General features: G+C 41.7%; 15 protein-coding genes. 9 read left to right on the forward strand and 6 right to left on the reverse strand.

From position 1 onward, the window contains the following. Nucleotides 1-14 precede the first annotated feature (14 nt). Complete coding sequence (locus OFN91_RS02835; RefSeq protein WP_270861796.1) at nucleotides 15-1,358, forward strand: anaerobic C4-dicarboxylate transporter; 1,344 nt, start codon at nucleotides 15-17, stop codon at nucleotides 1,356-1,358. Between the two features lie 50 nt (nucleotides 1,359-1,408). On the opposite strand, the gene OFN91_RS02840 is transcribed toward OFN91_RS02835, so the two are convergent. Together OFN91_RS02840 and OFN91_RS02845 are read right to left on the reverse strand one after the other, a co-directional pair. Next, nucleotides 1,409-2,365: a hypothetical protein gene (locus tag OFN91_RS02840; protein ID WP_270873198.1), complete on the reverse strand. Its 957-nt coding sequence runs from the start codon at nucleotides 2,363-2,365 to the stop codon at nucleotides 1,409-1,411. Further along, the gene (locus OFN91_RS02845) at nucleotides 2,362-3,693 is read right to left on the reverse strand and encodes an SH3 domain-containing C40 family peptidase (RefSeq protein WP_270873199.1); all 1,332 of its coding nucleotides are present in this window, start codon (nucleotides 3,691-3,693) and stop codon (nucleotides 2,362-2,364) included. The genes OFN91_RS02840 and OFN91_RS02845 overlap by 4 nt, the downstream gene beginning before the upstream one ends. A 55-nt stretch (nucleotides 3,694-3,748) precedes the next feature. Between OFN91_RS02845 and OFN91_RS02850 the strand changes: the two genes are divergently transcribed. Further along, nucleotides 3,749-5,092 (forward strand): ATP-dependent DNA helicase, encoded by a 1,344-nt coding sequence (locus tag OFN91_RS02850; RefSeq protein WP_270873200.1) that lies wholly within the window; start codon nucleotides 3,749-3,751, stop codon nucleotides 5,090-5,092. A 390-nt stretch (nucleotides 5,093-5,482) separates the two neighbouring features. Continuing rightward, on the forward strand, nucleotides 5,483-5,686 hold the full coding sequence (locus OFN91_RS02855) for a hypothetical protein (RefSeq protein WP_270871917.1): 204 nt from the start codon (nucleotides 5,483-5,485) through the stop codon (nucleotides 5,684-5,686). 75 nt (nucleotides 5,687-5,761) lie between these two features. On the opposite strand, the gene OFN91_RS02860 is transcribed toward OFN91_RS02855, so the two are convergent. After that, nucleotides 5,762-6,640 carry an aminotransferase class IV gene (locus tag OFN91_RS02860; RefSeq protein ID WP_270861801.1) on the reverse strand — a complete coding sequence of 293 codons (879 nt, stop codon included), beginning with the start codon at nucleotides 6,638-6,640 and terminating at the stop codon, nucleotides 5,762-5,764. A gap of 87 nt (nucleotides 6,641-6,727) precedes the next feature. On the opposite strand from OFN91_RS02860, the gene OFN91_RS02865 reads away from it, so the two are divergent. The 4 genes from OFN91_RS02865 to OFN91_RS02880 all read left to right on the forward strand — a co-directional run bounded on the left by OFN91_RS02865 (nucleotide 6,728) and on the right by OFN91_RS02880 (nucleotide 9,035). Beyond that, on the forward strand, nucleotides 6,728-7,231 hold the full coding sequence (locus OFN91_RS02865) for a hypothetical protein (protein ID WP_270858980.1): 504 nt from the start codon (nucleotides 6,728-6,730) through the stop codon (nucleotides 7,229-7,231). A gap of 83 nt (nucleotides 7,232-7,314) precedes the next feature. Then, on the forward strand, nucleotides 7,315-7,635 hold the full coding sequence (locus OFN91_RS02870) for an ArsR/SmtB family transcription factor (RefSeq protein WP_270873201.1): 321 nt from the start codon (nucleotides 7,315-7,317) through the stop codon (nucleotides 7,633-7,635). A 91-nt stretch (nucleotides 7,636-7,726) separates the two neighbouring features. Continuing rightward, the gene (locus tag OFN91_RS02875) at nucleotides 7,727-8,617 is read left to right on the forward strand and encodes a radical SAM protein (protein WP_270873202.1); all 891 of its coding nucleotides are present in this window, start codon (nucleotides 7,727-7,729) and stop codon (nucleotides 8,615-8,617) included. Nucleotides 8,618-8,627: 10 nt separating this feature from the next. Beyond that, nucleotides 8,628-9,035 carry a hypothetical protein gene (locus tag OFN91_RS02880; RefSeq protein ID WP_270873203.1) on the forward strand — a complete coding sequence of 136 codons (408 nt, stop codon included), beginning with the start codon at nucleotides 8,628-8,630 and terminating at the stop codon, nucleotides 9,033-9,035. Between the two features lie 111 nt (nucleotides 9,036-9,146). On the opposite strand, the gene OFN91_RS02885 is transcribed toward OFN91_RS02880, so the two are convergent. From OFN91_RS02885 to mltG, 3 genes are read right to left on the reverse strand one after another with little or no spacing between them, the layout of a single operon-like run. Beyond that, complete coding sequence (locus tag OFN91_RS02885) at nucleotides 9,147-10,028, reverse strand: lactate/malate family dehydrogenase (protein ID WP_270873204.1); 882 nt, start codon at nucleotides 10,026-10,028, stop codon at nucleotides 9,147-9,149. Continuing rightward, nucleotides 10,028-12,211 (reverse strand): NADP-dependent isocitrate dehydrogenase, encoded by a 2,184-nt coding sequence (locus tag OFN91_RS02890; protein ID WP_270873205.1) that lies wholly within the window; start codon nucleotides 12,209-12,211, stop codon nucleotides 10,028-10,030. Before OFN91_RS02890 ends, OFN91_RS02885 begins: the two co-directional genes overlap by 1 nt. A gap of 15 nt (nucleotides 12,212-12,226) precedes the next feature. Next, complete coding sequence (gene mltG, locus OFN91_RS02895; RefSeq protein ID WP_270873206.1) at nucleotides 12,227-13,183, reverse strand: endolytic transglycosylase MltG; 957 nt, start codon at nucleotides 13,181-13,183, stop codon at nucleotides 12,227-12,229. Nucleotides 13,184-13,290: 107 nt separating this feature from the next. On the opposite strand from mltG, the gene OFN91_RS02900 reads away from it, so the two are divergent. Both OFN91_RS02900 and OFN91_RS02905 read left to right on the forward strand, forming a co-directional pair. After that, complete coding sequence (locus OFN91_RS02900) at nucleotides 13,291-15,888, forward strand: YhdP family protein (RefSeq protein ID WP_270873207.1); 2,598 nt, start codon at nucleotides 13,291-13,293, stop codon at nucleotides 15,886-15,888. Further along, the gene (locus OFN91_RS02905; RefSeq protein WP_270873208.1) at nucleotides 15,885-16,949 is read left to right on the forward strand and encodes a tyrosine-type recombinase/integrase; all 1,065 of its coding nucleotides are present in this window, start codon (nucleotides 15,885-15,887) and stop codon (nucleotides 16,947-16,949) included. Before OFN91_RS02900 ends, OFN91_RS02905 begins: the two co-directional genes overlap by 4 nt. Nucleotides 16,950-17,243 lie beyond the last annotated feature (294 nt).

A 17,243-nucleotide genomic window follows, 5' to 3' on the forward strand; every position in this document is an offset into this window, starting at 1 on the left:
CAAAGGAGTCTTGCATGGATATTATGCTATTTGTCCAACTGGCCGTATTGCTAGCTGGTATCTACCTAGGCGTTCGCTTAGGCGGCATGGGCGTCGGATACGCCGGCGGTTTAGGTATCGTCGTTATGGCGATTATCGGTATGAAGGTGGAATTCAAAGATATTCCAGTAGATGTTATTTTGATCATCGCATCAGTTATTTCAGCGATTGCTGCTATGCAAGTTGCAGGTGGTTTGGATTATTTGGTTCAGATTGCGTCTAGAATTTTGCGCAAACACCCAAAACAAATCAATATCCTAGCTCCGGCTGTTACTTATATGCTAACAATCCTAGCTGGTACTGGTCACACTGCGTTTTCTATGATTCCAGTTATCGTAGAAGTTGCTAAGGGTCAAAACATCAAACCAAGCGCACCACTAGCGCTTTCAGTTGTATCAAGCCAAGTCGCTATTACAGCTTCACCTATTTCAGCTGCGTTCGTAGCTATGACAGGTGTTGTTGAGCCACTAGGTGTAAGCTATCCAAAACTACTTTTCATTTGTATTTCAACAACATTTGTTGCTATGATTATTACAGCGGTTCTTGTAAATACATTTTTCAAACTAGACCTTTCATCAGATCCAATCTATCAAGAAAGACTAGCAAAAGGTTTAGTTTCAGAGGTTAAAGTTACAGAATACGCTGAGCCAAAACCATTTGCAAAACGCTCAGTTGCGATTTTTGCTATCGGTGTTTTGATTGTCGTTGCTTACGCTCTTGCTATCTCAAAAAGCGTTGGTTTGGTCGAAAAACCAATCCTATCTCGCGACGCTGCTATTATTAGCTTTATGCTTACAATCGGCTTTTTTATCACAGTTTTGTGCAAAGTCGATACAGGCAAACTATTACAAGCAAACACTTTCCAAAGTGGTATGAGCGCTTGTATCTGCGTCGTAGGTATCGCATGGCTTGGAACTACATTTGTTAATGGCCACATCGATCTTTTCAAAGATGTAGCGAAAAATATCGTTAGCAACTATCCATTTGTTCTAGCTATCGTTTTATATTTCCTAAGCTGCTTGCTATATTCACAAGCTGCAACTACAAAAGTTATGATGCCAGCAGTTGCATTGGCACTTGGTATGACTAGCCCAGAGACAGCTGGACAAGTTTGGGTTTTGGTTGCTTCTTTTGCTGCTGTATCAGGTCTTTTCGTATTACCTACATATCCTACGACTTTGGGTGCTATCGCTATGGACGATACAGGCACAACAAGAGTTGGAAAATATGTATTCAATCACAGCTTCTTCATCCCAGGAACTATCATGGTCGCGCTATCAGTAGCGTTAGGCTTCTTAGTAGCTCCTGCCTTAATCTAATACTAATTTCTTGCAGAATTTATTCTGCAAGAAATTTTAAATTTTAAAATTCAGTTCTTTTGAAAAATTTCTTCGAAATTGTAAATTTGCGATAGTATGTATGAGAGCATATCTGGCGTAACATCGAGTTTATAATCGTATTTGGAGATCAAATTTAACTCCAATGCCAAATCGCTAATTTTAAGATTATCTAAAAGCAAATCAGGCGCAAACAAATCTCCGTTAAATCTCACCACGCCACGCTCATTGTCCCCCGTGTGAATAAGCGCAAAAAGGCTTTTTAGCTCATCGTATGTTTGCACGCTTTCTAGCGCTCCACTTGGCAAAAGCTCGTTGTGCGAAGCATAAATCGCGAAAATTATCCTATCGCAAAGCTTGTTTAACGCCTCGCTTAGCAAAAGATGATTTAAACTCTCGTTTTGGATACACATATCCTCGAAAAGCGACATACGAAAAATTTTAAAATTTCGGTAAAGTTTGCTAGAAATGTCTTGTTCGCGATACGCCGTGCGCTCCCTCATCGTCACTGGGATACCGGATTTTAGGGCGTTGTAATTTAGCAGTGCGTAAAATTTGCAAAATTCCAAAAAGTCCAAATCCTCAAAATAAAAGCTCTGCCACTGCGCTTCATAATCTAGGTAAAATCTCAAAATTTTTTTATCTGTGATGATGAGATATCTAGCCTCCTCGTGCTCGCCAAGCCTAGCAAACGCCCTTGGAATAACCAAATTTTTATCGGGGTTTGCTTCGTTTAAAATTTCGATTATCCCTATAACCCTGCCTTCATCTATGATATGCGCGCCATAGTCCATAAATTTCATACCCTCATCAGGCAGATATCCCAAACACGCCCCAAAAAGCCCTAGCAAATACTCATCGTTTTTGCGTATCGCGCCAGCCTTTTTGTAAAATTCACAAAACCGCTCCCACGCGATATTTAAATGAAGTCTATCAATATGGGTTTGGGCTTCGATTAAAAGATTGTCGTTGTAAAGTTTCGATCTCATTTTTCTAGTCCAAAAAGTTCTCGTATGCTAACCCCATCATCTTCGCTAAGCACGCTAAATGCGCTAATACGCGAGATTAGCAATCTATCTTCTGCGATATCGACCCTATCCTCGCCTATGCTTAGCGAGGTAATCGCCGTTTTGCCAATCACCGCGCGCTCTTTATTCATACGCCTTAGTCCCCAGACATTGTGAAGCACGGCTGGTGCGCCCTCTATCTCACCTACATAGAGCATTACATGCCCTGGCATATAAATCACGCTCGCATAAGGTTTGGCGTGTGTTTTGATCAAATTTAGTTTCTCGCTCGCACTCAAATTTGCTAGCGAAAATGTCCTTCCGCGCTTTGATTGCGCCTTTGAATTCCTTGGAAGCCAAAGCCCAAAATTCGCCAAAAAATCCTTTGTCAGTAGCGAGCAATCGCGCAGCAGTTTGTATCCGCCCCAGCCGTATTTTTGCCCTATCAGGCTTGCGCTGATTAGTTTTGCGTTTTCGCTATTTAGCTCGGCTGGCCAAATTCTGGCAAATTTATCCTCCACAAAATACGCTCTCACGCCCTCTTTGCTAATCATCTTGCCACCATATAGCCCACCACCAGCGAAATCATACGGCAAAATCGTCCCCGTGCGCGCTCTAAAAATTTCACGCCTATTCTCGTCAAAAATCGGCGCATTATCCTGCAAAATCGCTATAAATCTCGAATTTTTATACGCACTAGCGCCGTTTATCCCCATTTCTTGCACATCGCTAGCCCTCACCCAGCCCCACACGCCGTCATTTTGCACGAAAGCCCAGACGCCGTCTTTGCTAAAATGCGAGATAAAAAGCGGATATCCCACGCCAAGAGCCGAATTTGCCGCATAATCAAAAGGCTCGCCCTCGCCCGGCTCGCTAGGATCACCGAAAATCGGCATATCGCTTGGGATATTTCGCAAAAGCGTGTTTTTTATGGTGATTGCTGGGGTATTTACGCTACCAAGGGCTTTTTTGTTCGCATTTTCGTGCATGGCATCATACACAGCTTGCGGGTAGATGTTTCCCCCTAGATCAAAATGCCTGCCCTTAGCGTAGTTTAGCCCCCAAAATGCGTCCTTTGGGCTAGCGGTGATTTTTTCAGCGTCCCAAACGCGAAAATACCTTTCCTTGAAATTCTCCCCGCTTGCTACGCTTTGGGCGCTCACAGGTGGCAAAATTTCCGCACTTTGCTCAAATTCCAATGCCAAAACCTCTGGATTTTCTGGGATAAATTTGGATTTTTGTGGCGCGTGTGAGGCACAACCAGCCAAAATCCACATAAATGTTATAAATATTAAAATTTGCCTTCTCAAAACTGCTACCTTTAAAAATTTTTGGCTATAATTTTGCCAAAAAACAGGATAAAATTTGATTAATTTCGTATCACAAAAGCTCAAATCACAAAATGTATTTATCACAGGCGGTGGCGGTGTAGGTAAAAGCTATGTCGTCAAAGGCGTCATCGAAGAGTTTCGCACTCACGGCAAAATCGTCATTGTGCTAGGCTCAACCGGCATTAGTGCCGTAGAAATCGGCGGTGTAACCTTGCATAGTTTTTTTAAATTTGGCATTAGTAAAAATTTTGAAGAGCTCAAAAAATTAGACCGCTCGCAAAAAGCCAAAATAACTGAACTTAACCAAATTCTCTCAATTACTGATTTAATCGTGCTTGATGAAATTTCAATGGTCGGAGCTGATGTCTTTGAGATGATTGAATACCGCCTCGTAAAGTCCAAATTTAGCGGTCATTTGCTAGTAACGGGCGATTTTTATCAACTCCCACCAGTCGTCAAAAAAGACGAGCTAAGTGCTGGCAAACAAGGCTCGCTTTTGCGTATGAGCGAGTATGCCTTTGGCACGCACGCATGGGAGCAAATGAAGTTTTTCTACATAGAAATGCTAGGTTCTAAGCGCACGGACGATGAGAGTTTGTATGAAATTTTATCGCAAATCAGGCTTGGCAAAATCAGCGAAAATTTAGTCAAATTTTTGGCGAATTTAATCACTCCGCGTGAGAGTTTAGACGATAATGCGACCATAATCTCTGGGCGAAATGCCGAGGTCGATGCGATAAACGAAGCTAAGCTAGCTGCGCTAGATTCGCAGCTGTATCTGTGCGAGGGGCTGTGTGAAATCCACGAAAACACTTACGATGATAATAAAATTTCAAAATGGCTAAATTCGCTAAATTTAAGCCAATCCCTGCGCCTAAAAGTCGGCGCAAAAGTGCTTTTTACGATGAATAAAACAGGCGAGTTTTACAACGGCGAAAGTGGCGTGGTAGAAAATATCGAGCTAAACGGCTTTGGCGAAATTGAATCTATCGTAGTGCGCAAAAAATCAGGCGCCTTCGTGCGAGTCGAGCGCGCGGGGTATGATTACAGCGAGATTAGAGCGGACGAGGACGAGGCGAGCGATTTTTTAATCGCGCGGTATTATCAATTCCCGCTAAAACTCGCCTACGCGATCACAATCCACAAATCCCAGGGCATGAGTATCGAAAACCTAGCCTGCGATATCGATAGGATTTTTGCCAACGGCCAACTCTATGTCGCGCTCTCACGCGCCACGAGCCTAGACGGCTTAAAAATCCTCTACACGCGCAAAGAAGGTCTTTACGCCTACCTTTCGCGCATAGTCAAAATCGACAAAGCCGTGGTGAAATTTTACGAAGAAAATGAATTTTTTAAAATTTATAATCAAATTTTGTGAAATTTTGCATTAGATTTATTGTTTTTAATCTTTATGGTGGGCAAGGATACCCACCATAAAATAGCTTCTTTTACTATTTCGTTGATATCATATATAAATAAACTAAAATATTCACTATTACAATTCCAAATAGATAAAAAACAGGTTTATAAATATGAACTTGCGATATTCCGTAACTAGCGACATAGCCACAATAATAGCAATATGAAATTATAAAACTTAACCACATAAAAAGCATGGTAATTTTTAATAACTTTATGAGTATTTTTTTGTATGCAACTCGTTTAAAAAATGCAGAAATTAAAATTCCAAACAATGAAATTATCATCAAAAACCATGTGAAAAAAACAAATAAAATAACCTGAAACGGCATATATAAAAATAATTCGTATGGGATTATATAGCCTAAAATCATCTTTACAATATCTAACACAGTTTTTCCTTGAAATCCAAATTTTAAGCGCCATAGAGCGGAGATACTTGCTTGCCGATATACCAAACAAGAATTTCTGCCATGCCAAATCAAACAAAATCAAAAATCAAAATTTCAGGCGCAGTGTTTCTGGATTGCGAAGCGAAATTTTAGAATTTTGAATTTTAAAAATTTGATTAAATTTGCCAAATTTTGCCCGAATTTAAATAAAATTCGAGCAAAATTTCAAAGCAAAATTATAAAAGCCCAGCTTGTTCTTTTAGGTGTTTGGCGTAGCGCTCGCGAATTAGCGGGGTAAATTTGCCGATTTTGCCGCCATTTATCGGCTTGCCGTCAGCTTTGATGACAGGGATCGCCATCAAAGAAGCTGCGCTGATGAAAACCTCGTCCGCGCCATAGACTTCCTCCATGCTAAACGCCCTTTGCTCGACTTTTAGCCCAAGCTCGCCCGCAAAGCCCAAAATCACCTTGCGTCTAATGCCCGGCAAAATGTCGTGCGATAGCGGCCTGGTAATCAAAACGCCGTCTTTTATGATAAACGCACTCGAACTCGAACACTCAGTCACCAAGCCGTCTTCTACCAAAAAGCACTCGAAAGCCCCAGCCTTATGCGCTAGGTGCTTTGAGATACACTGCGCTAAAAGCGAGATTGATTTGATATCGCGTCTATGCCAGCGAATCTCAGGCAGGCTTACGATTTCGATACCTTTGGTGCCAAGAGGATTATCGAAAATCACTTTTGAAAAGGCATAGGCAAACACAGTCGGCTTCGTATCGGTATAGTCGAAGTCCCTAAACGCCGCACCACGCGTGATTTGCGTATAAACCACGCCCTCTTTGACGCCATTTTTGGCGATGACTTCGTTTAAAAACGCCTCGTATTCTTCGTGAGTATATGGGATTTTAAGCTCGATTTGTGCGACAGAATTTTCAAATCTCTCCCAGAAATCGGCTTTATCGCAAATTTTGCCATTTACCACAGGTGCTGCCTCATAAATGCCGTCTCCTAGCATGAAACCGCGGTCAAATGGGCTTATCGCAGCGTCTTTGGCACGCACGATTTCGCCATTGATATAGACAAAATCATCGTTATTCATATTAGCTATTTCAAACATTACGCTCTCCTTAAATTTAAAAGGTGATTTTATCTTATAAAAATTAAAATTCAGATATAATGGCGCCAAATTTGACAAGGAAAAAAGATGAATAAAAACTGCAAAGACAAAATTTTAAATATTATGTTTCATATCTCGGATAAACCTGTGCTTTTTCGCGATTTGTTAGAAGCAAACGCTGAGTTTAACGACGGTATGCTAGTAGATCCCGCTAAGCTAAATTTCAGATTTAATTATGGTCGCTCGTATGCGATTTTTGGGACATTTGCCTTTGTTTTCGTGATGTTTGCCATAGGCATTACTCACCTGCTTTTTACCAAAATCGACTTTCACTTTTCCATACTTTTTACCATTTTGCTGACCTCTGCTGTCTTTATCGGATTTGACTGCTTTAAGGCATGGGGGCGCAAGGAAATCACTAAAAATTTAATCCAAAAAGCTTGGGCAAATCACTTTTTGTATTTTCCATACGAAAAATACTCCAAACCTGTCGAAAAAATCTACAACGAAGCCCTTAAAAACGATATCGCCAAACGAGATTTAGAACAATATGTCCTAAATAAAATAGTCGAAATCAACCCAGAAGAATAAAATTTTAAAATTTGAGATATTTTGATATATTGACAATTATCGAAATGTATGATAAAATCTCGCAATTTTAAAAAAGGTAAAAAATGAAAATTGATGTAATTGAAATTTGCAAAGCACTAAACAACGAAACTAGACTAAATATCCTTAACTGGCTCAAAAACCCTGACGCGAATTTCCCACCACAAGGCAGTTCGCTTGGCGAAGTAGTCGATCTAAAAGGCGGCGTGTGTGTCAGCAGTATCCAAGAAAAGGCAGGTCTGTCGCCCTCTACCGTGTCAAACTACCTCGATATGCTCCAAAGAGCTGGGCTTTTGCTCTGCGAAAGACACGGCAAATGGACATATTATCGTAGAAACGAAGAGACGATAAAAGAGCTAGCTAGCTATATAATCAAAGAGTTGTAACCCAAATTTTATAAATTTTCAAATTTTACTTTTTTTAAATTTATATTTCTAAAATCATAAAAATATCGAATTTTAAAAATAAGGAGAAAAAATGAACTACAACGGCACAATTTACCGCCCACCAGTGGAGGCAAACACCCTTTTACTCCCCATTACTGAGGGCTGTTCGCACAACTCTTGCTCGTATTGCAATATGTATGCAAATGTGAAATTTCGTATGCTAAGCCTTTCAGAAGTCGATGAATTTCTATCCGAAATCACCAAATTTCACGGCTCTTACGCGAGGGAAGCGACGCGAATTTACCTAGTAGGTGGCGATCCATTTGCGCTAGGAACGAAAAAACTTTTAGCGCGAATCGAGCTAATCAAAAAATATTTGCCAAATATCAAAACTATCACAATGTATGCTAGGACCCAAAACATCGCCACCAAAAGCGATGAGGAATTAATCGCGCTAAAAGAGGCTGGCGTAGATGATTTATACATCGGCATAGAAAGCGGTCTTAACGCCGCAATGCGAAATTTAGGCAAAGGTTACGACGCAGATGATAGCAAAACTCAGTGCCTAAGGCTAAATAAAATCGGCATTTCGCATTGTGATTTGCTTATGCTTGGCACGGCTGGGCGTGGCATGGCAAGCGAGTCTGCACGGGCAATGGCGAGGTTAGAAAACGAAATCAAACCAAGCAAAATTTTACTAAACACAATGACTGCGTTTAAGAACACGAAGCTAAATGAGCAAATTTTAAACGCAGAATTTATCCCAGCTAGCGAAAAAGAAATTTTAGAAGAAGAGCGCGAGTTTATCGCAAATTTGGAGCTTGAAGGCACATATTTTTGGGCACTGCATCCGTTTGATAGCGTGAGAATTGACGGCATGCTTAACACTCACAAAGAAAAAATGCTAAGCAAACTCGACTTTGCAATCAAAACTATCGGCGAGAAAAATTTAAGCAGAGTCTCAATCAGCGGAAGTTTATAAAGGAGATAAAATGAATTTTGCAAGTGGAATAAACCGCCCACCATACGAGAGTGCAGACGGGTATTTGCAAACTACGATTGGCTGCTCGCACAACCACTGCCTGTTTTGCACATATTTTAAGGATCAAAAATTTCAAACTTCGCCACTTGGCGAAATCGAAGCTGATATCAAAGAAATCCCAAGCGTTTTTGGCGCACCAAAACGGATATTTTTGCAGGGCGCAGACGGCTTTGCGGCTAGTTACGATACGCTAATGAGAGTCGCTGAACTGCTTCACAAATATGTCCCAAGCATGGAAAGTATCGGCGGATACGCTAGAATAGATAATTTCTACGACAAAAGCGCCGAGCAGATTCGAAATTTAGCCGCCGCAGGGTTTGCCGACCCATACAAAGGAAAATTTGCTAGCTTACATTAAAGAATTTATGCAAAACAGCGATGAAAAAAAGCTTAGCCAGTATCGCAAAATGATAGTAAGGGCGTTTTGAAATTTAGGCAAATTTGCGTTTTTTGCAAATTTGCCGCGAATTTAAAATTCAAGCTCTCTTATACTTTGCCCCATTTTGTTATATTTTTTCTTAAATTCCAACGGATACTCGAATTCTAGGGGTGTCGCACCGTTTTTGCCGATGCGCACAAACCTGCCAAATGGCACGCCGTTTTCATCGACTACCGAGCAAATTAGGATTTTGTTATCATCTGCGATTATGCTTTTTATGATTTTTACGATCCCGCCAGCAGGGGCGAAATACGCCGAAGTGCCAAGCAGGCTAACGACGCTTTTACCGCTATTTAGGGTATTTTGCGAGGCAGTGTTTAAATCAGTAGCTGAAATTTTAGCGTTTATCTCGTCCTTTAAAATCACCATTTCATCGTTGTGAGTGCCTACCACTGGGGCATTTAGAGCAGAAATTTTATCCCCGCTAAATTTCGCAATCTCAAATTTCAGCCTCGCGCTATCTAGCTCGCCAGCCATGCCGATAACGCGACTAGGGGCAAAATTGCTTGCTTTTTGCGCGCACAAAACCATTAAATCAAGCGGATTTGTTACGATGATGATTATCGCATTAGGGGCGAATTTGGCTGTGTTCCTCGCACACTCGCTCACGATTTTGGCATTTGATTTAAGCAAATCTTCCCTGCTTTGCCCCGCTTTTCGCGTAAGCCCAGCCGTGATTACGACGATATCTGCGCTCTTTAAAAGCTCCGGCTCGCTTCCAGCGCACACTTTCACATCGCACTCGCAAAGGCTCGCTAAATGCGCCAAATCCAGCGCCTTACCGCGCGCGATGTTTTCTGCGATATCCACAAGCGCGATTTCGCTGAAAAACCCAGCTAAATTTTCATTTACAATCACATTGTTTGCGACATTTGCGCCGATATTTCCAGCTCCGATTATTGCTATTTTCATTAAATTTCCTCTATGATTTTGTTTAAAATTTTGCTTGGGCGCATGATTTTTTGCATTTTGTCAAATTCCAGCATAAAATATCCGCCAAAATCCACGCCTTTGCCCTGCCCCGCGTTTAATTCATCTAAAATTTCCGCCTCGTTTTCGCTAAATTTTGCATAAATTTGCTCGAATTTTGGCTCGAATTTTGCCAATTCTTCCGCCCAAAATTTAGCCAAAAAATAGTGGCTTGCGCGAATATCATTTTGCCCTACTTCACGGCTTGGGGATTTTGCTTCATTTAAATACCTAAAAATAGCCGCATTTAGCGCATTTGCTAGGGTTTTTGCTTTTTTGTTTTGCTCTTTTTGCGCTACAAATTCCAGCGCCTCACACAGCGCCATAAACTCGCCCAAACTATCCCAGCTAAGGTGATTTTGCTCTCTCATCATAGCCACCAAATCCGGCGCAGTCCCACCAGCACCCGTCTCAAACATCGCTCCACCCTCCAAAAGTGGCACGATTGAGAGCATTTTCGCGCTACTTCCAAGCTCCAAAATCGGGTATAAATCGGTCAAATAATCGCGCAAAATATTTCCCGTCGCGCTTATGACATTTTGCCCGCTTCGGATAATCTCGTTTGTCTTAATTACAGCTTTATACGGATCTAAAATTTCAAAATTTGCGCCCTTAAATTCGGCATTTTGAGCGATTTGGCTTAGCAAAATTTCTTTTATATTTCTATCGTGCGCCCTAGCCTCATCTAGCCAAAAAATCAGCCTCTCGCCACTAATTTTAGCGCGCGAAAACGCCAAATTTATCCAGTTTTTAATCGCTTTTTCTTTGGTTTGCGTCATGCGAAAAATATCGCCTTTTTGCAAATCATACGCAAAAACCACCTCGCCATTTTCGCTTACAACCTCGATACGCCCATCATTTTCCATGATAAAGGTCTTATCGTGCGAGCCGTATTCTTCGGCTTTTTGCGCCATTAATCCCACATTTGCCACGGCTCCGATTTTACCAGGGTCCAAAAACCCATGCGCCCTCAAATCCTCAATCATCGCCTCGTAAATTTTAGCGTAGCTTCTATCAGGGATCGCCGCCATTGCTTCGCGCATTTGCCCATCTTTGGTGCGTAGCTTCCCGCCGTTTCGTATCATCGCAGGCATTGAGGCGTCGATTATCACCAAATTTGGCATATCGAAATTTGTCGTATTTTCGTCGATATGATAAATTTCGGGCAAATTTGCAAACGCTTCGTCAAATTTAGCCTTTATTTGGGCGAAATTTGGCGAATTTTTTATTTTTTCAAAGACCCCTTTTAGTCCGTCGTTTGCATTTATGCCAAGGCTTTTAAACTCGTCTTTAAATTCAGCGAAAACCCCATTAAATAGCACGCTCACAAATCGTCCGAAAATCACAGGATCGCTTACCTTCATCATCGTAGCCTTCAAATGCGCGCTATACACAAGCCCGCTTTGCTTGGCTTTTTGTGCGCTAGCGGCGATAAAATTATCAAGCTCACTCACGCTCATAAACGCGCTATCTACGACCTCGCCAGCTTCGATTTTTAGGGTTTTTAGGCAGGTTTTCTCGCCACTAGCGCAAGTGAAATTTATGCTTAAATTTGCACCATTAGCGAAAATTTTCGATTTCTCAGAAGCGTAAAAATCGCCCCCGCTCATGCTTGCCACGCAGGTTTGCTCGCTCCCGCTCCACTGGGCACTCCACACAGGGTTTGCCCTAGCGTAGTCTTTGACGCTTTTTGCGGCGCGTCTGTCTGAGTTGCCCTCGCGAAGGACTGGATTTACCGCGCTTCCTAGCACCTTTGCATAGCGGGCTTTGATAGATTTTTCCTCGTCGCTTTGCGCGTTATCAGGGTAGTTTGGCAAAGCATAACCCCTCGCTTGAAGCTCGCTAATGCAGGCTTTAAGCTGTGGAAGCGAGGCTGAAATATTTGGCAGTTTTATGATATTTGCATCGCTACTTTTGGTCAAATTTGCTAAAAACGCCAAATCATCGCTAGTTTTTTGCGCCTCGCTCAAATACTCGCTAAAATTCGCCAAAACCCTGCTAGCAAGCGAAATATCAGCCATTTTTACCTCGATATTTTCCGAGCGTAAAAACGCTTTAATTATCGGTAGTAGCGAGTGTGTGGCTATGGCTGGGGATTCGTCCGTGTAAGTGTAGTAAATCGCCATAATCTCTCCTTTTTGTTATTTTGCGCTTCGCGCGGCTCTGACATTGCGCTCGTGCTCGGCCTGTGTTTTGGCAAAATCATGCAAGCCTGTTTTTTTATTTCGCATGAAATATAAAAATTCAGTGCTTGCTGGCGCAAAGACCGCTTTTATCGCGTTTGGCGAGACCACACACACAGGCTCGTGTGGCAGGCCGTCGTTTAGGTATGTATTGTAGTGGCTAGTATCGGTGCGGATACGCGCTGGCGTAACCCTAGTGTGCGAATACAGCCCGTAATTTAGCGTGCCGTCCATTTGAAGTCGCATGCCAATTTTTAGGCGGTTTTCAATCACTGAGGCTACGATTGGCATTTCATCAGCGTTTGCGGCCTCTTTTTGGATAATCGAAGCCTTGATTAGCGCCTCTTTATAGGCTGTATCGTTGCAATCGGCGCAGTGTTTTTCTCTAAATTCGGCGTGAAATTTATTCGCACTCGCACTTAAAATTTTAATGATATTTTTTTCGTTTTCGTTTTTATTGATTTTATAGGTTTCAGGCACCAAAAATCCCTCATAAAACGGCGCAGTTGCGTTGTATTCGCTCTCTAAAATTTCAAAGCTTAACGCACGGGATTTGGCTAAATTTTGCAAAAATACTATCGTGGTCTCGCCAGGAATCAGCTTGATTTCGTTCATCACAGGCTTTGCGTGAGCTAGCTCGTATAAAAATCTATATTTTGGTAAATTTTCCGCGCTAAGCTCCAATTCACCGGTTTTTGCGCCACCATAAAGCGAGAGAAGTCTAGCGTGAGTCTTGCCAAATCTCGCCCCAGTCCCCAGCGATGATAGGATTTTTACCGCGCTTCCTTGGCCTACTGCGACGATTTTTGGGTTTTGCGCGCTTTGGTGAAAATCCCAGAAAATAACTGCTACGAAAATTAGTAAAATTTCAACTACAAAAGATAAAAAACGGATAAGCCTGCCCAAAGATTGCATAATTTTCCTTAATCAAATTTTGCGAAATTATACGAAAATAAGCCCAAATTTTGCCTAAATTTTATATTATACGCACAAATTTATTTAGCCAACAGTTTGGAGAGCGTGTGATACGAAAGATAATCTACGGATTTTTTACCATTTTGCTTTTACTTTTTATGAGTGGAATTATCTTTATAAAAATAGGGGTAAAAATCGATAAATTTGAGAATAAATTCGTCAAAATCGAGGGATTTTTTTTAAAGCTTGAAAACAATCTAATCTTGCGTGTAAAAGATCTGCAAATCAACAAAAAAGAGCTTACAAGCGCAAATCCTACGCCAAAAACCCCGGCCGAGCTTAGAGAAAAAAACGAAAAACTCATCGAATATAGCAAGAAATTTACCCTTGCGATGAAATTTTTCGAGGAAATTAATATCCAAAATTTGCGCATTGGCGAGGATAAAATCGAGGTTTTATACCACGATGATATATTTTTTATCGACACTCGCTATTTTCGCATAAACGCAGGCCTTAGCCAGCTTAGCAACGGACTAAAAGTGAGCGTAAATGAAATCTCACTCAAAGATTTCAACGCCACGCTTAAAGGCGAGGCTAGCGCGAATTTCAAATCTAGCATTTATGATTTTAACGGCACATTTGCTTCGCATGAAATCTCAGGCGAAATTTCTGCGCTAAATATAGGCTCGAATTTAAATTTAGAGGTTTCAAACGCCCACGCCACGAGCCTAAAACGCTTTATGGACGAGCTTGGCGCGCTCACAGGCCTCAATCCTCACGCCAAAGAGTGGATTTACGGGCTGGTCGTAGCGCAGAAATACTACATCGACACCCTAAAAATCGCCATTGATTTAGACGATCCCCACGCCGATGAGAAGCGCATTTTCGCAAGAGCTAGCGCGCAGGATTTAAATGTGAGCTTCGCTAACACCGTTTCGCCAGTTTTGGCTGATTGCGCTGATATCACGCTAGAAGATGGCACGCTAGATATCGCTATCGGCAATCCGACCTTTAATGGCATTAGCCTTGATGGCTCTGGGGTGAAAATCAAGCAAATTTTTAGCGGAGAGCCGATTGTCGCGCTGGATTTGCGCACCAAAGAAAATATCGGCAAGGATTTGATTGATATTTTGGCGTTTTATGGCATAAATGAGCCAGTGTATGTCAGCAAGGCCGAGCAAATCGACGCACGAGTGCTAATCGACATCGACCCAGTGCATGAAAGCGCAGCCCTGGATGCAAATGTGAGCCTAAAAAACGGCGAAATTATGATTTCAAAAGCGAAATTTAAAAGTAGCCACGCTAGCGTGCATATCACAGAGAAAAAGCTTGATATCAAAAACTCAAATCTAAGCAATGAAATTTTCAACGCCACAGCAGACGGGAGTATCGATTTTACCACGCGAAAGGCTAAATTTAGCGGAGAGATAAAAAGCTTTAATATCACGGCTGGGGATAATGAAATTTTAAAATTCTCAAATGTCAAAGACAATCTCACGCTCGATTTTAGCGGGACTGCGCCGATTTTGCACTCGCAGTTTTTAGGTGCAGATATGAGATTTGGCGATAAAATTGACATAAATGTGGCCGAGATAAAAGATCTAATAAATTTTTCCAAAACCCTCAAAACTATCGGAATCACGGGCGGTGATGCGCACATTAGCACGGCTGATTTTTTAAATTTCACAATCACTAGCAAAAATTTAAAATTTGACTTTGGTTTGATAGAAAAAAATGGCAGGTATTACAATAGCGATAGCCTAAATTTAAAGGTCGCAGGAAGCTCGCTAAATGGCGCTACGGGCAATGGCAAACTAAGTTTTAGCAGTGGCAAGGCTGGCACAAATATCACGCTCAAAGACCTCGATATCATGATAAATACTAGCGTCCAAACCAGCGAATTTAACTCAGGCTCAAATTCTGCGCGCTCGAAATTTAACTTTTCTGGCACAAATTCGTCTGTGATTTTAACAGATATGAACAAAACTATCGACTTGGTGTCGTATTCGGGCTCGCTTTCTGGCAAGGATATGAGCCTAAATGCGAAATTCAAGCAAGGCGATTTTAAGCTAATTTTCAAAAAAAGCCTATTTCAAATTTTCGCGCAAAATATCAGTGGCAGGGAGCTAAATCAAATCATCGGCTCGCAAAGCTTCGATAGCGGAAATTTCACGCTCAAAGCCAGCGGAATCGATCCGAGAAACTATCGAGGCGAAATTTTAGTCGAAAATACATTTTTGAAAGATTATATCGTCTATCAAAAACTCCTTAGCTTCCTAAACTCCGTCCCTTCGCTTCTGGCTTTCAAAACGCCGGATTTTAATGACCGCGGATTTAGCGTGAAAAACGGCAAAATTTACTTCCGTCGCAGCGAGGATAAAATCTATCTAAACGCAATGCAGTTTGAGGGCACGAGCGCAGATATCGCAGGAAACGGCGAAGTAAATCTAAAATCAGGCGCGCTAAATATTGATTTGGAGCTGAAATATCTCAAAGACGCAAGCTCGATAATCTCGAAAATCCCGCTTTTAAATCAAATAATTTTGGGCGAGGATAAGACAATCTCGACTATCATCGAAATCCGAGGCACTATGAGCAAGCCGACCTACTCCACAGCCGTTACCACAGATGTTTTAAAAACCCCATATAATCTCATCAAAAACACGCTAATGTTGCCGTTTGTGATATTTAAGGACGAGAAATGAAACAACCCTTAGACGCCAAAGAAAATTTCGCCTCTTCGCTACTTTTTTGGATGGCCAAATTCGTCAGATATAAGCTAAGCTCGCTTTCAAACAAAGAGCTTAAAAACGAGGAGCTGTTTAGCAAAACCATAATGGCACTAGCCAAAAATGTCCCAAATATAGAGGCTCTCTCAGCACTAGCCAAAGACGCTAGAAACGCAGGGCTGACTGGCATTAATACATATTTCAACCCGCTTTTTAAGCTCTATAACGCGCTTTTATCCTACGAGCTAGAAAGTATGAAAAATATCGACGAAGAGCTTTTAAGCGAGGTTTTGGCCTCTATCACGGGAGGGCTAAGCGATGCGAGCAAAAAAAACTACCGAATCGCCGTGATAAACTTTTTTGGCTTCATCGACCGCCAAAACGAAACTAATGGCGCCTCGCACAACTACGGAATAGAGCTTAAAAGCTGGGGCGGTGTGAGTGGAAATCGTGGCGTGAAACTGCCTGAGTTTTTAAGCGAAGATGAAATTTCAAAATTTATCGGCGCGATAAATAGCGCGGATTTTAAGAAATTTACCCATAGAAATAGATTGATTTTAAAGGTGATTATCTACACGGGAATCCGCGTCGGAGAGGCGATAAACCTGCGCCGCAAAGATATCAGCGAGGACGGAGATTTGTATGTATTGCGGATACGAGGCAAGGGAAATAAATACCGCGTCGTAATGATAAAAAAGCGCCTTATCCAGGGCGATTTGGACGCATTGGAAACGAATTTTGCAAACAAAGATGATTATGTCTTTACCAACAAAAAAGGCTCGGCGCTCACTCAGGCTTATATCAGCAGAATCGTAGAAAAACTGCTTTTAAGCGTAGGAATTCGCAAGAAAAAAAACGGCGCGCACATGCTACGCCACACCTTCGCGACCATGCTTTACAAACGCGAAAAAGATTTGGTGCTAGTCCAAGAAGCCCTAGGGCATGCGAGCCTGAATACCTCGCGCATTTACACGCATTTCGATAATGAAAAACTCCGCCTAGCCGCAATGGTAGCAGAGGATTTCTCTGGCGAGTGAAATTTGGCGTGAAATTTGCGGAATTTTAAAATTTTTTGATTTGTATTATTGAAATTTTCGAATTTACTTGATTTGTCATTGCGAGGCGAGTATCGCCGAAGCAATCCACAAACGCAAAATTCATTGCCCTAAAATCGCTGTCATTGCGGGCGAGTATCGCCGAAGCAATCCAGGGAAATTTAAATCAATTTAAATTCGCACATTTTAAGTTCTCACTAAATTTTACTGGATTGCTTCGCTTTCTACGAAAGCTCGCAATGACAAATCAGAGATGAAAAAATTTTTCTGGATTGC

The organism is Campylobacter sp. JMF_08 NE1, assembly GCF_027737875.1.
GTDB lineage: Bacteria > Campylobacterota > Campylobacteria > Campylobacterales > Campylobacteraceae > Campylobacter_B.

Bases quoted from the DNA above. Each gene is read 5' to 3' on its own strand.
- OFN91_RS02855 (WP_270871917.1), top strand. From the start codon at position 5,483: ATGGGATTATATAGCCTAAAATCATCTTTACAATATCTAACACAGTTT.
- OFN91_RS02890 (WP_270873205.1), bottom strand. From the start codon at position 12,211: ATGGCGATTTACTACACTTACACGGACGAATCCCCAGCCATAGCCACA.
- OFN91_RS02870 (WP_270873201.1), top strand. From the start codon at position 7,315: ATGAAAATTGATGTAATTGAAATTTGCAAAGCACTAAACAACGAAACT.
- mltG (WP_270873206.1), bottom strand. From the start codon at position 13,183: ATGCAATCTTTGGGCAGGCTTATCCGTTTTTTATCTTTTGTAGTTGAA.
- OFN91_RS02880 (WP_270873203.1), top strand. From the start codon at position 8,628: ATGAATTTTGCAAGTGGAATAAACCGCCCACCATACGAGAGTGCAGAC.
- OFN91_RS02835 (WP_270861796.1), top strand. From the start codon at position 15: ATGGATATTATGCTATTTGTCCAACTGGCCGTATTGCTAGCTGGTATC.
- OFN91_RS02840 (WP_270873198.1), bottom strand. From the start codon at position 2,365: ATGAGATCGAAACTTTACAACGACAATCTTTTAATCGAAGCCCAAACC.
- OFN91_RS02865 (WP_270858980.1), top strand. From the start codon at position 6,728: ATGAATAAAAACTGCAAAGACAAAATTTTAAATATTATGTTTCATATC.
- OFN91_RS02860 (WP_270861801.1), bottom strand. From the start codon at position 6,640: ATGTTTGAAATAGCTAATATGAATAACGATGATTTTGTCTATATCAAT.
- OFN91_RS02905 (WP_270873208.1), top strand. From the start codon at position 15,885: ATGAAACAACCCTTAGACGCCAAAGAAAATTTCGCCTCTTCGCTACTT.
- OFN91_RS02875 (WP_270873202.1), top strand. From the start codon at position 7,727: ATGAACTACAACGGCACAATTTACCGCCCACCAGTGGAGGCAAACACC.
- OFN91_RS02885 (WP_270873204.1), bottom strand. From the start codon at position 10,028: ATGAAAATAGCAATAATCGGAGCTGGAAATATCGGCGCAAATGTCGCA.